The organism is Sphingobacterium sp. WOUb80, assembly GCF_050058145.1.
Lineage (GTDB): Bacteria > Bacteroidota > Bacteroidia > Sphingobacteriales > Sphingobacteriaceae > Sphingobacterium.
Map to the genome: position 1 here is coordinate 793,184 of NZ_CP165617.1, position 13,129 is coordinate 806,312.

The following is a 13,129-nucleotide window of genomic DNA, read 5'->3' on the forward strand; positions in this document are numbered from 1 at the left end:
TTTATATGCAATTTTTTCATTCTCTGACTTATGTGTCAAGTCAGTTAAAATGGAATATTCACAAAATCCATATTCAGTTTGATGCCATGGTGTTTGATCTGAAAGCGGTCAAGTTTCCCCAGGGAATCCGTTTTGAACTGAATTTCAAACTTCGTTTTATACTTGAAGGCTATTTCGATGCTGGATAAGATGCCTTGATCATCGATCGTTAGAAAATACCGCCTGTCTGCATGAATGCTTAGGAACTCACGATGTGTTAAATTTTGATGATCAATATGATAATCTGGCTGTGTTAAAGCCTTGAAGTCCCTAATTAAGGTGTTGAGAATAATCTTTCTATTGAGGTCTTGCATAACATAATTGACCACATGATGATCTTTTGAAATCGTTATGTCAAATAAGGTATTTCCCAAATCAGAAGTTAGCACAATGCGATGATCGTCCTGACTTATTCTTTTAGCTACAAACATCCCCGTAAGCTCTTTTCCGTAAAAGTGGATCGTAGCCCGATATAATCGCTCCTCATTCAGCTCCGAAAAATAAGGGTTTTGAACAGTGGTATCTATTGTACTATAATGCTGTTTACCATTAGGGTAGTATACTTTACAGCCTGCCAAAAGCAATAAAAGTAATAGACTAAAAACTAAATGACGCATCGCTGATGGGTTGGTTGATCTGCTTGTTTTTGAAAACAATTTTTGTATAATCTTTTGATGGTTCAATCAACTGGACTTCCGAAACTGTCGATTGTTGATCGTTAAAGTATAGAATGATCGTTTGAATATAGGCGGATAGATCCTTCGTTTTGGGTGAAAGCTTAGCAATCCGTTGATTCCGATTTTTGTGGAATGTGATCGTAAAGTCATTGGCTGCAAAAAGATCACCGCTGATGCTTCCGATAATCATTTTGTTGATTTTTTCGAATTTCTTATTGTTGCCTAGATCTACTTTATTCTTTTTACCCTGATCATTCACCAATACCTTATTGTCCTTAAAAAGGATTCCATATTGAATAGGGGTATTGTATTTCCATAGCAGCTTGTCTGGATTTTTTAATAACATGGATCCGCTTGATGTGATTTCCTTGGAAAGAAAATCCAAGTGCTTGTACTGTATGAAATCCGTTTTTAATGTTTTTATCTTTTGTGCTTCGGAAATTACGGTTTGTTTGAAACTCGTTATTTCAGCACCTGACATGGCTGTTTCCTGTGCTTTGGCAAGCGTCATGTGAAATATAGAGACGATGAGTATAATGAGCTTAGTTTTCATATGCTTTTTGATTTAATAAATCTTCTAAATTTACGGCTTCTATTTTGTTAGCCTTCAATTCTATTAATAAACTTTTAACGACATGGACTGTTTTTTCGGAGGTGTCGTGCAAGAGGACAATGCTGCCCGGGCTTAATCTTTTCTTGATGCGAGCAAAGATCTGGTGTTCATCTAAATTTAAAGTATCCAGTGAACGAATATTCCAGCCGATGGATTTCAAATTGCAATCCTGCAATGCTTTTGCAATGTGTGGATTGCTGACACCAAATGGAGGCCGATAAAGCAAGGCTCTTTTTCCGGTCGTTGTTTCAATAGCCCGATTTGCCACTTCTATTTCAATACGGACTTTTCGGCTTGAAAGAAAGCCCATTTGATTGGGATGGTTCATGCTATGATTGGCGATTACATGACCTTTTTCGACAATTTTTTTTGCGATCTCCGGGTAGCACAATATCTGCGAACCAATGCAAAAAAAACTTGCCTTGGCTTGATACTGATCGAGTAGATCTAATATTTCCAATGTAAAGGGGCTAGGGCCATCATCAAAGGTGATCGCTATTTGACGTGTATGCTGCTGACCCTTCGTTGTCGATGGCATAAAGAAATTTAAACGCAAGTTAAAGGCTCCCCAAGACAGTATCCCTAAATAAAGAATGAGCACTAGGACAAACGGGTAGTATAATTGGTATTCCCTTCCTATGAACACCGCCATTAGAAAAAGAATAAGACATCCGTATGTTGTGTTTTTAAAATTTAGCATCCCGATAACAGCATTAAACTGTTTTGTTCTCCAAAATTACAAATCAGTATCTTTTGATAGCTTCTACTGCCATTTTCAGTTGGACTGCTTTTTGGAACTAAGGTTTGATGGTGCAATAATTTTAAAGCCAGATCCAATGCAAATACGACATCTGTGTCAAAGCGGCAAACCAGTAATTGATAGTTTATTTTAGTGGTCTTATTAAAGTTCGTCCAACTCGTATCGAATGGATTTTCCGTGTTTTCGGAACCATACACAATTGCGTCGATTTGTTCAGCCGATAAATCATTTTTTTTAAGAAATGCTAATACCTGATCTTCCGATGAAAGTTTTGTTGTGGCTGGATAAATTGAAATGTCAGTTAGTTCAGCGCGCGTATGTTGGTCCTGCAGATTGGAAAAAACGAAGAAACCTGCGCCCTCTGATTGTGAGCTACCAGTTGTTTTGTATTGACTTGCTGCTTCATCGAGGGCTGAACTGATTTTTATACTGATGTCTGAGAGCTCATCAACCGCGCCAACCAATAGCGTATTTCGTTCGTTCATCTTAAGCTGGATGTAAGCGTCCAGCACGGCGGATTCAAAGGAAATTCGTCCCTGAGAGTAGGTCATATTATAACCTCGGTTTTTGATCAACAACGCAATCTGGCCGGCAACAGTATTGTGGGTTGATTGTATAAATGGGGTAGGTGATAAAAATTCTTCCTGTTGTTCAACAATGGATTGCAAAAATTTATCGGAGTCTATGAGGCAGCCTTTGCTGCTGCCAACGAGTATACCGTCAAGCGTTGCTGCGTCCAAATGATTTACAGCTTCAAGGCTGCAGAAAATTCCCATTTTAACAGCTTTGGACATGCGTCTTGTCGCATTAGGGGATAGGAGCTTGTTCGTTATTTTGGGCAAATCAACCTTGAGCCAGCTGCCGGTTGCATCCTGTTGATTCGGCGTAGCAACGCATATACTTGCCGCATTAATATAAACTTTGTTCATGCGAAAAAATTAAGGTTGAACAATTGCCACCGAATCCAAAGGAGTTGCTAAGTACATGCCGGATGGCTGTCGGTTGATGATCAGCAATCGGTTTCAAAGCAGGCTGATCCATGGTATTTTCAAATCTTAGATTTGCAAATGCAAGCTGCTGCTGCAGGGCCAGTAATGCATAGATAGCTTCGATACCGGCTGATGCGCCTAAGGTATGCCCGGTATAGGCTTTGGTAGAACTAAATGGCGGTATTTGGTCTTTGAATAGGTGAAGGATCGCTGTTGCTTCGGTTCGGTCATTGTTCTCCGTTGCTGTGCCATGTGCATTGATGTAATCAATGGCCCGCGGTGTTAATGCTGCACTCGCTAAGGCTTGTTTCATAGCAAGATAAGCCCCTTCACCATGCTCCGAAGTTGAGGTTTGATGGAAAGCATCATTGGCATTCGAGAAACCGCTGAGATAACCTAAGATCGGCTTTGCAGTCTTTTTTAATGATTCGGTTGATTCTAAGACTAAAAAACCAGCACCTTCGCCCAGATTTAGCCCATTTCTGTTGGCGTCAAATGGGCGGTTCAGTTCGTTGGACAGCAGCATTAGGCTGTCAAATCCATTGATCGTGAATCTGGATAATGCATCCGAACCACCGACCAAAACCCGATCTGCCCGACCGGAAAGTATAAGCCGTGCACCAAACGCGATTGCATTGGCTGCAGAAGAGCAGGCCGTGCTGATGGAGGTTACCAGGCTATTGCTGCCTAGTAATTGAGCCAATACCCTACTGGAATCGCCAACATCACGTCGTTGTATCAGCTGGCTATCCTGTAGCAAATAGGGGAAATGTTGCTCAAAAATATCCATTCCGCCAACGGAGGTCCCCAGGATAATTGGCATATTCTCGGCCACAGTGATACCAGCTTGTGACAAGGCTTCTCGCGCTGCGATCGCTGCAAGTAAGCTCGTTCGGGAACTGTTTTTTGGAACTTCTGGACCTAATTTTTCAATCAGCTCTGCATCTGTCCAGGCAACTTCACCAACAAGTGTCTGATGTTGATGCTTTCCTGAAATATGTTGAAGTGTTTTGATGCCATGCTGCTTCTGGAGCAATGAATGGTAGTTTTGCGCGACATCATCTCCAATAGCGGTTATCATTCCCATGCCAGTAACAGCAACAGCATTTCTCATGTGTTATTTGGTTCTATTTTCTGAAATATAGGTAGCCAATGTTTCAATGGATTGAAAAATAGTTTTTCCAATTTTCGGATCGGTTACTTTGATCCCGTAATCTTTGTCCAATAAAACAGTTAACTCCAAAGCATCAATCGAGTCTAGTCCTAAACCGTCTCCAAACAATGGCGCCTGGTCCTCAATTTCATCGACAGTCACTTCTTCTAAGTTAAGGGCTTCAATTATTTTCGTTTTTAATTCCGCTTTCAATTCTTCCATTCTTTATCGTGTTAATTGTCTTACGACATCTAAATTATGTGCTAAAATGCCTGTTTTTTCCACAAGATACAAAACCAATTTGTAGTTTTCTTGCAGATAATCCACCCAGCCACATAACACTTTTTCTGCGCGTTTGGTATTTAAAAGGTAATTGCTGTAGTTTACTGCAAGTTGACTGTCAAATTGCTCTGAGACAAAAAAGATATTCTCTGTTTGCAGGTTATGCCGAATAGCAATTTCACCGATGCATACATTTGGAAGCGTATAGACGAAAATCGCTGGGCTGGGGTAGTACTGCTCGTTGTCCGAGATGGTCGCCAAATGTTTTAAATCGGTGTCTAAACTGCTGTGGCGATTGGATAAAACAATCGCAATATTAGTTGTCTGTTCGTCTTTTAGTAGCAATTCGGCCCCTAACCAAGCTAATTTGCTCAGGTTATCCATCTTGAAAAACTTCGGATAACTGGTTCCCAGTGAATAGTATAGTGATTTTGAAAAGGAGGCAAAATCTGGGGATGCCTCTACTGAAATCTGTTCACCGTTGCGATATACGCCTTGCGTATCCATGCGGCAATGCCTGCTGATCTGATAGAGCTGTTCCATGGCTAGTATAGTTCCCTTTCAAATAGTACGGCTGTATTTGTTCCAGCAAATCCCGATGCAGTTTTTAAGCAGCGCTTAAGAGGCTGTTCCGATAGCGTTTTGATAACGGCTAAAGGCAATGAGGTACCTTGTTTTTGATAACCTAGACTCGGGAGGAGTAAATTATGCCTTAAGCATTCTAGGGAAATAATACTCTCCAATAATCCGGCAGCACCCAACGTATGACCAAAGTAACCTTTTAAGCTATGGATAGGTTTATCGGCTAATCCAGAACGATGAATTGCTATTGCTTCCATTTCGTCATTGTAAATTGTCGCTGTTCCATGTGCACAGATAAAATCAATGGAGTTCGGTTCTAATTTCGCTTCGGCCAAGGCAGATACGATGCTCCGTTTCAACCCTTCGCCTGTGCGGGATGGGCCCGAAATATGATTGGCGTCGTTGATGGAGGCTTCACCGGCTATAGAAAACGGGTGGTTTTGCAATTGCTGGCCAGTTACATGAATTGCAGCAGCAGCTTCTCCTAGATTTAAGCCTTGTCTGGCCTCGTCATAAGGTATACAGGCCCTGTCACTGAGCGCCTGAAAAGACTTAAATCCCGAAAGGACAAATTCACTGACCAAATCCCCCGCCACAATCACGGCATCTGTACAATAATTCATTTGGATAAGTCGTTTGGCTGTCGATATTGCCTGCAGACCCGACACACATGCATTACTGATAATGATAGGCGGGCGCTTAAAGCCAAAGAAATCTCCTATTTTTTGTGCTAAAGCAGGGAGGCTTGCCGCTGTAGAACCTTTTTCTTCAGGTTCGCAATACGCGATATTGCCCTTGGTTGTCGAGACAATAAATGTGGTCTCCTGCGTTATGGTAGCAGTTTTGATAACGGGTATCAATGCCGCTATCATCAATTTCTCCAGTTTTGTAAATCCAGTACTTGTGTATAAGTTCTCCTCCCGTAAAAGTTTGTTGAAGTAGCCGTTGAGTTCGTCTTCTCCAACAAGAGCAGCGCATATGTCAGCTTCCATACCAGTAATGGTTACTTGTTTAGCGCCTGATTTGCCCTTAACGAGCGCATTCCAGGTTTCCGTGAGATTATTGCCGATAGGGGACACACAGTTATAAGCTCCTAAATACACCTTTTTCATTGGCTGACAAAATTAAGTGTGTCTTTCCACCGCTGAAAAAACTCAGGTATATATAATTGTAAACTTCCCGAAGCGTCTAAAAAGACCTGGATTGTTTCGCCTAGGCAGACAACTTGATTGCTCTCGTTTAATATCCGATACTGATAAATGATCTTCGCGGCTTTGGTATCTATTAATGATGTTTCAATTCGTGCATTTTCACCATATTTTAATGGTAATTTGTGCTCACATGTACTTTTCACGATCGGTGTAGTATAACCACTCCGGTGAATGTCCAGATAGGTCATTCTGTGCTGAATTCCGAAAGATTCTCTGCCATCTTCAAAATAGCTGATATAATGGCCATGCCATACTATTCCCAGCGAATCAACTTCATTAAAACGTATGCGTAAAGGACTAGTCCAAGTAATTTGATTAACTTGTTCAGTTCGTTTATTTTTTGCCATAATCATTAAGAAGCTATTACACTTTTAATTTCCGCCTGAGCGATTTGCTCGTCTCCCGCGAAAGTTTCAATAGAAACGAGTGTGACTCCCATAAATTCTTGTAGAATTGTTGCTTTGGTCAGTAATTTGTCACCTACGCGGGGGAAGGAGTTTATTGAAATACTTTTTATTGTGCCGAGATAACCAATGGGGGACGTTTTTTGCTGAATATAAAAGCTATAGCCTGTGTGTAAAGCAATAGATTGAGCCATATGCTCAATGATACCTGCTTCTAACAAAATATCGTCTTCCACAAAAATATTATCTTCTCGAACAGTTAAGCCCGCTGCTACGGTCTTTTCGTTAAAATCATACAGGCAATCAATCATGACCATAGGAGCACGGTGAGGTAACAATTCCTGTAAAAATAATTTATCAACGATTGGGAACGGGCTAGCTGTCATTTGTATAAAAAAGTTGTATCAAAGGTACTAATTTAAAGACGAAATCATAGGTTTTGGACTACTCAAAATTGCTTTTCATGGTGTTCGAAGCATAAAGTCAATTTGTAAAAATGCCTGTTTGCTGCGGTTAATCCCTTGAATGATAAAAATAACTGCTGGAAAAAAATAGCGGTCACGATGTGTATAAGAATATGTTAATATGCATTCTTTTTTTGTTCCATGAGATAAATAAAGTGCTGGACTATCTTTGGTTCTCTTCGGAATAATCTTTCCAGAAATCGTAGAAATTAAACCATTGAAGCGGGTGTTTTTTTATCATATAGGATAATGATTGGCAATACTGATGTAGGAGTGCCTGTGCATCACGATGTTTGACTTCCACTTCCCGTGCATATAAATGATAATGAAGCTTAGGCTCTTTCATGACATAGACGAATACAACAGGAACCTTAAGCCTGGAAGCGATTAAGAATGGACCTGCCGGAAATTCCGTATTTTTTCCGAGTAAATCTGCGGAAAGTGTTTTGCTGCCTTCTAAATAACGGTCACCTGTAAAGACTATCAATTCATTGTTTGTCAACGCTTCATTAATAGCGAATACATGGGAAAGGTCTTCTTGAATTACTATAAATTTTACTGCAGATTTTCGGGCGACTTTTGAAAGGTAAGATTTGATGGCTTGATGTTCCCGGTCGGAAATGACCAGATTAATCTGATTTTCTATATTGATGTCCTCAAGGAAATAAGAGGCGATTTCAAAGTTGCCGATATGTGCGGATAACAGGATGCCACCATTTTTTTTCTCTAAGGCGGATTTTAAAATTTCAATCCCATCAAATTCATAACTGAACTTATTACGGAGCCCCGCTGATATGGCTGTTTTATCAATGAGGATTTTACCGAAAGTAAAATAACTGCGGTAGAATCCAACGATTGTGGATAGAAGTGGATATTTTAATCGGTGCCTTAGGTAAAAATAGAGCGATCGATTGCTATTCCATGCTGTTAGAAAATAGTAGAAAGCGACAAATACTAAGAGTAGGTAGGCCGTACGGATTCCCAACCTTTGAATACAGAAGACAAAAATCCGATATCCTAAAACACTACCTTTGGATTGTCCTTTCCACTGACTCATGGGCAAACATTGACTTAGTTTTCACTAGTTTTTCGCTTGATGAGGTCATAGAAGTCCTGGAAGGTTTGGATGTTTGTAAAATCAGCCTCTACTAATTTAACACCAAAATTAGACTCAATGATAACGACAAGATCGACATAATCCAAACTATCTAAATTTAATGTATCTTTCAAATTTAGATTCGGCTGGATTAAATCAACATCCACCTCAAACTCATCAACAAGTATTTCGTTAATCTTTTCAGAAATCATTTTTATAAGTTAATCGTTAATCTTTTTTATGACTAAGGCTGAGTTAGTTCCTCCGAAGCCAAAAGAATTGGACAAATATAGGTCAAATTCTTTAAATACTGTCTGCTTAACAATATTTAATTTGGCCGAATGTTCGTCTGGATTTTCAAAATTAATGTTTGGAGCTATAAAACCATGTAACATCATGAGATTGGAATAGATAATTTCGCTGGCGCCAGCCATCCAGCATTCATGACCTGTCATTGATTTTGTAGAACTGACAAAAGGTTGTGTTTCACCAAATACCTGTAGAATAGCCTGTGCTTCATTGGCATCACCGACAGGGGTGGATGTGGCATGTGCGTTGATGTAGGCAATATCGGAGGGTTTAATTCCAGCCTGTTTAATGGCACGTTCCATGGCTAGGGCAGGCCCTTCTACATTTGGTGTAGAGATATGACCACCATTCGATGAAAAACCATAACCGAGTATTTCTGCCAGAATAGGCGCACCTCTGCGCAGGGCAGATTCATAGCTTTCAATAATCAAGGTTGCTGCACCACCCGAAGGTACTAAGCCGGACCGGTCTTTGTCGAAAGGGCGGGATACCTCTGTTGCTGGTAAAGCATCGTTTCCAAATACGCCTAAGCCATCGAAGCTGGCCATGGCATATTTGTTTATTTCTTGTGCACCGCCACAGATGATCATGTCCTGCATGCCGCTTTTGATCAAATTAAAACCTAATCCCAAGGAATGTGAGCCGGAGGCACAGGCCGCCGATATTGTCATGTTGATGCCCTTTAATCGGAAAATGGTGGACAGATTCATGGTCACCGTAGAATTCATCGATTTAAAAATTGCTCCGGAACCTATCAGACTGGTATCTTTTTTTTCCCGTACAATATCGACAGCATCAATGATAGCCTTAGATACTGAATCGTTTCCATAGAGAATGCCAATCTCATGTGTATCGAGATAAGTGTCGTCGATAGCGGCATTTTTTAAGGCCTCCATCGTAGCCAAATAGGCGTATTCAGTTTCTTCGCCAATAGACATCCGCTGACGGCGATTCAGTTCATTTTTTAAATTTGGATGTGGGACAGCTCCAGTTAGTGCCGAACGGAAACCGAAGAGTTTTCGCTCGTTATCAAAGATGATACCCGATTTTCCCTGCTGGAGAGAATCTTTTACTTCATCCAATGACGTTCCCAAACAGGAATAAATTCCCATCCCCGTGATCACTACTCTTTGCTCCATAGATTTACGAATAAATTCCTCCATTTATGTTAATTACTTCTCCCGTGATATAGCCCGCTTTAGGAGAAGCTAAAAAGCTAACCAGATCAGCAACCTCTTCCGGCTCACCAAATCTATTGGCCGGAATTACTTTTTTTAGCTCTTTTTCATCCATATTAGCAGTCATGTCGCTATGGATAAATCCTGGCGCTACAGCATTGACCGTAATATTTCGTTTAGCGACTTCCTGTGCCAGTGCCTTGGTTGCCCCTAGTAAAGCCGCTTTAGCCGCGGAATAGTTGGTTTGGCCTGCCGTACCTTTTACGCCCGATACCGAAATCATATTGATGATACGGCCATAACGCTGGCGGAGAAGTTTCTGAATAAAAAATTGTGTCACATGATAAAAGCCATTGACCGTTGTATTGATTACTGTAGACCAGTCTTCTGCCGGCATCCACATAAACAAACCATCTTTAGCGATGCCAGCATTGTTAACGATGACTTCAAGCTTAGCATCAGGATGATTCGTTTCCCATTGGGAAAGGACATTTTCTACCGCTGTTTTATCGGCTACATCGAACTTGAGTAGCGAACCGCTCCCACCAAAAGATTCTATCGCTGTGAGCGTTTCCAATGCAGCCGATTCATTCTGCTGAAAATTGATCAATACGTGATAACCCAGGTCCTGGGCTAGTTTAAGACAAATTGCTCTGCCGATTCCCCGAGACCCACCTGTAACTAAAGCACATTTCATCCTGCAATATGTTTATTAATTTTGAAATAATTCCGCATTATCAAACCACTTGTTTCCCAACAGATTTCCTTTGGTATCAATGAATCCCCATTTGCCATTAAGTTTAACACGGGCTAATCCATCGATAAATCCTTTCTCTTGCTTCTTAAAAGTTAATGCCGCTGTAATCTCATATTGAAAAGGGATGATGACTTTGGCATCTTTATCTATAAATCCCCATTTACCGTTTTTTACCGCAGCGAGACCTTCGGGAGAAAAAGAAAGTGCATCTTGATAAGTAGCAGGGATAAGCATTTTACCAGTCGTATCAATGAAGCCCCATTTGCCATTTTTTTTTACAGGCGCTAAACCTTGCTGAAAATCGCGGGCATCATCATAGCTTGGACTTATCACCCACTTGCCCTCCGCTGTCATAAATCCTACTTTATTTCCTTGTTGAACAATGATAAAATCTGGGTTTTCTATTCTTTCAATTTTTGAAATAGCTGGGATTGCAATTTCTTTTTGGCTGGATACAAGGTACCAATTATGCTGTCTTTTTGCCCATACCAATCCTGCATTAAAATCGCCGATATCGTCATAATTAGGAGCGACTACTTCTTTTCCTAGCTTATCGATAACACCCCATCTTTTATTTTTTGCAACTCGGGCATAACCATCCTTAAATGGACGAATCACGTCATAAGTTGGACTGAGTATAACTTCCTGCTTACTATTGATCAGACCGACCAAGTTGCTCGCATCACGAAAGAATGCAACGCCGTCATTGAACTCATAGACTCTCTTGCTCGAAATCGCGGGAACCTCCTGGCCTAGGGAATCGATATAGAGCCAACCATTCATAGATTTAACCATGGCCATTCCCTGATTGAATGATTTGGCATTTTCGTATTGAGGTGGAATGATAGCATGTTCGTTCTTATCGATAAATCCCCATTTTCCGCCTTCATAAATAGCAATTTTGCCTTCGGATTGATCCTGCGCATTTTTGTATTTGGGCTCAATTTGAAAGGTTCCATCTTTTTTGATAAATCCGACAAGTCCTTTTTCCTGGACTCGTGCTAGTTGCTGAGCAGATATGATCGTGAAGGACATTATAAATAGTCCTCCGAGTGTGAGCTTCTTAATCATGATTTTTATTCATCAAATATTCTTTTACCTTCTTTATAATGGGATACATTACCTGATCTTCCACAAAGACCGGAAATAGATTCCTTAAGTCGCTATACCAAGATAGCGTTTCTTTTGCTAATTTTTCCTGACAACCTAAATGGTCGATTGCTTGTGCTAATGTAATAAATTCTATCGCGAGAACTTCAAATGAATTTTCAATGATCTGGCTGCATGACATAGCGGCATTTGTGCCCATGCTGACAATATCTTGGTTATCATTGTTATTGGGGATGCTATGGATATAGATCGAGGTGCTTAGCGCCTGCGATTCTGCGGTTGTGGAGGTCGCTGTGAATTGAACCCCCTGCATGCCAAAATTAAGCCCCAAGGTACCTAGATTCACAAAAGGAGGGAATAGCTCGTTGATCTTGCTATTGAGTAGATAATTTAGCTGACGTTCCGCAAGCATTGTCATTTTGGTCATGACAAGCTTGAGTTTATCCATTTCAAGTGAAATGTAATCACCGTGGAAATTTCCACCATGATAAACATGCTGTTCCTGAAGATCAATTATAGGATTATCGTTGGCCGAATTTAGTTCATGCTCAAGTACGGTTGCTACATTATCAATCGTATCTGCGATAGGACCCAAAATCTGTGGCACGCAACGGATCGAATAGTATTCCTGTACTTTGTCTTTGAAAATGTCTTCTTGATTTTCACCAGTATATAAGTGGTCTTCACGTTTTCTGATCAATTGGCTGCTGGCAAGATGATCTCGCATTTTTTGAGCAATATGCTGCTGTCCTGCATGCTTTTTACTTTGATTTAATGCCGCCGAGAAATGATCGTCGTACGCTTGAACGATTTCATTGATTGCGCAGGCCGCCTTAATGGACAAAGAAAGGGCTTTTTGTGCAAGATCCCAATTTAAAATACCTATACCTGTCATCGCCGAGGTTCCATTGATCAATGCTAGACCCTCACGAAGGACAATCTGAATCGGTTCAAGGCCTTCTGCGTCAAAAGCTTCTTTTGTTGCAATTCTTTGGTTTTTATAAATTACTTCTCCCTCGCCAATCAATACGAGTGCCAAATGAGCAAGCTGTACTAGATCACCGCTCGCGCCAACACCGCCATGGGCAAAAATGATTGGGCTAATGTCGCGGTTAATCAATTCGCGCATCAGGGCAATAGTGGACCGGTGGACACCCGAATAACCAAGGGTTAAGGTATTTAAGCGAGCTAAGATTGTACTTTTTACCTGGAAGGAATCGAAAAGCCGTCCAGTGCCCGAAGCATGGCTACGGATGAGGTTGTACTGGAGTTTGGTCCGGTCTTCCTCCTTAATTCGATATTGAGCCATAGGGCCAAATCCCGTATTGACACCATAAATGACTTTGTTTTCAGCAAACTTTTGAAGAAAATCGTGGCTAGCATCTACTTTTTCCCAAATATCGTCATCAATATCCAATTTTTCCGTTCCGTAGATTATTTGGACAAACTGTTTTAAATCTAAATGGTTTGTGAGTAAGCTCATGGTTTATTGGGGTAGCAATTTT

The 13,129-nt window shown here is 40.8% G+C and carries 16 protein-coding genes; all 16 read right to left on the reverse strand.

What is annotated here, in order from left to right:
* Window positions 1-44: 44 nt before the first annotated feature.
* Window positions 45-656: a hypothetical protein gene (locus AB1Z56_RS03070; RefSeq protein ID WP_426791047.1), complete on the reverse strand. Its 612-nt coding sequence runs from the start codon at window positions 654-656 to the stop codon at window positions 45-47.
* Window positions 637-1,269: a LolA family protein gene (locus AB1Z56_RS03075; RefSeq protein WP_309361594.1), complete on the reverse strand. Its 633-nt coding sequence runs from the start codon at window positions 1,267-1,269 to the stop codon at window positions 637-639. The genes AB1Z56_RS03070 and AB1Z56_RS03075 overlap by 20 nt, the downstream gene beginning before the upstream one ends.
* A complete protein-coding gene (locus AB1Z56_RS03080; protein WP_426791048.1) occupies window positions 1,259-1,867 on the reverse strand; it encodes a polysaccharide deacetylase family protein in 609 nt (202 codons plus the stop codon). The genes AB1Z56_RS03075 and AB1Z56_RS03080 overlap by 11 nt, the downstream gene beginning before the upstream one ends.
* A gap of 155 nt (window positions 1,868-2,022) precedes the next feature.
* Window positions 2,023-3,018: a beta-ketoacyl synthase chain length factor gene (locus AB1Z56_RS03085; RefSeq protein WP_309361590.1), complete on the reverse strand. Its 996-nt coding sequence runs from the start codon at window positions 3,016-3,018 to the stop codon at window positions 2,023-2,025.
* Entirely contained in the window at window positions 2,999-4,192 is a 1,194-nt protein-coding gene (locus AB1Z56_RS03090; protein WP_309361588.1) for a beta-ketoacyl-[acyl-carrier-protein] synthase family protein, read from the reverse strand. Before AB1Z56_RS03090 ends, AB1Z56_RS03085 begins: the two co-directional genes overlap by 20 nt.
* 3 nt (window positions 4,193-4,195) lie before the next feature.
* The gene (locus tag AB1Z56_RS03095) at window positions 4,196-4,453 is read right to left on the reverse strand and encodes a phosphopantetheine-binding protein (protein ID WP_309361586.1); all 258 of its coding nucleotides are present in this window, start codon (window positions 4,451-4,453) and stop codon (window positions 4,196-4,198) included.
* Between the two features lie 3 nt (window positions 4,454-4,456).
* Window positions 4,457-5,056: a hypothetical protein gene (locus AB1Z56_RS03100; protein ID WP_309361584.1), complete on the reverse strand. Its 600-nt coding sequence runs from the start codon at window positions 5,054-5,056 to the stop codon at window positions 4,457-4,459.
* Window positions 5,057-5,058: 2 nt separating this feature from the next.
* Window positions 5,059-6,207 (reverse strand): beta-ketoacyl-[acyl-carrier-protein] synthase family protein, encoded by a 1,149-nt coding sequence (locus AB1Z56_RS03105; protein ID WP_426791049.1) that lies wholly within the window; start codon window positions 6,205-6,207, stop codon window positions 5,059-5,061.
* A complete protein-coding gene (locus AB1Z56_RS03110; protein ID WP_426791050.1) occupies window positions 6,204-6,653 on the reverse strand; it encodes an acyl-CoA thioesterase in 450 nt (149 codons plus the stop codon). The genes AB1Z56_RS03105 and AB1Z56_RS03110 overlap by 4 nt, the downstream gene beginning before the upstream one ends.
* A 5-nt stretch (window positions 6,654-6,658) precedes the next feature.
* Window positions 6,659-7,096: a hypothetical protein gene (locus AB1Z56_RS03115; RefSeq protein WP_426791051.1), complete on the reverse strand. Its 438-nt coding sequence runs from the start codon at window positions 7,094-7,096 to the stop codon at window positions 6,659-6,661.
* Window positions 7,097-7,337: 241 nt separating this feature from the next.
* Window positions 7,338-8,231 (reverse strand): hypothetical protein, encoded by an 894-nt coding sequence (locus tag AB1Z56_RS03120; protein ID WP_426791052.1) that lies wholly within the window; start codon window positions 8,229-8,231, stop codon window positions 7,338-7,340.
* A 14-nt stretch (window positions 8,232-8,245) separates the two neighbouring features.
* Window positions 8,246-8,482, reverse strand: coding sequence for an acyl carrier protein (locus tag AB1Z56_RS03125; protein ID WP_309361573.1), 237 nt, complete (start codon window positions 8,480-8,482; stop codon window positions 8,246-8,248).
* A 9-nt stretch (window positions 8,483-8,491) separates the two neighbouring features.
* Window positions 8,492-9,718, reverse strand: coding sequence for a beta-ketoacyl-[acyl-carrier-protein] synthase family protein (locus AB1Z56_RS03130; protein WP_309361571.1), 1,227 nt, complete (start codon window positions 9,716-9,718; stop codon window positions 8,492-8,494).
* Between the two features lie 4 nt (window positions 9,719-9,722).
* Window positions 9,723-10,454 carry a 3-oxoacyl-ACP reductase FabG gene (gene fabG, locus AB1Z56_RS03135; protein WP_426791053.1) on the reverse strand — a complete coding sequence of 244 codons (732 nt, stop codon included), beginning with the start codon at window positions 10,452-10,454 and terminating at the stop codon, window positions 9,723-9,725.
* 15 nt (window positions 10,455-10,469) lie between these two features.
* Complete coding sequence (locus AB1Z56_RS03140) at window positions 10,470-11,585, reverse strand: WG repeat-containing protein (RefSeq protein WP_426791054.1); 1,116 nt, start codon at window positions 11,583-11,585, stop codon at window positions 10,470-10,472.
* The gene (locus tag AB1Z56_RS03145; protein WP_313265902.1) at window positions 11,578-13,107 is read right to left on the reverse strand and encodes an HAL/PAL/TAL family ammonia-lyase; all 1,530 of its coding nucleotides are present in this window, start codon (window positions 13,105-13,107) and stop codon (window positions 11,578-11,580) included. Before AB1Z56_RS03145 ends, AB1Z56_RS03140 begins: the two co-directional genes overlap by 8 nt.
* Window positions 13,108-13,129 lie beyond the last annotated feature (22 nt).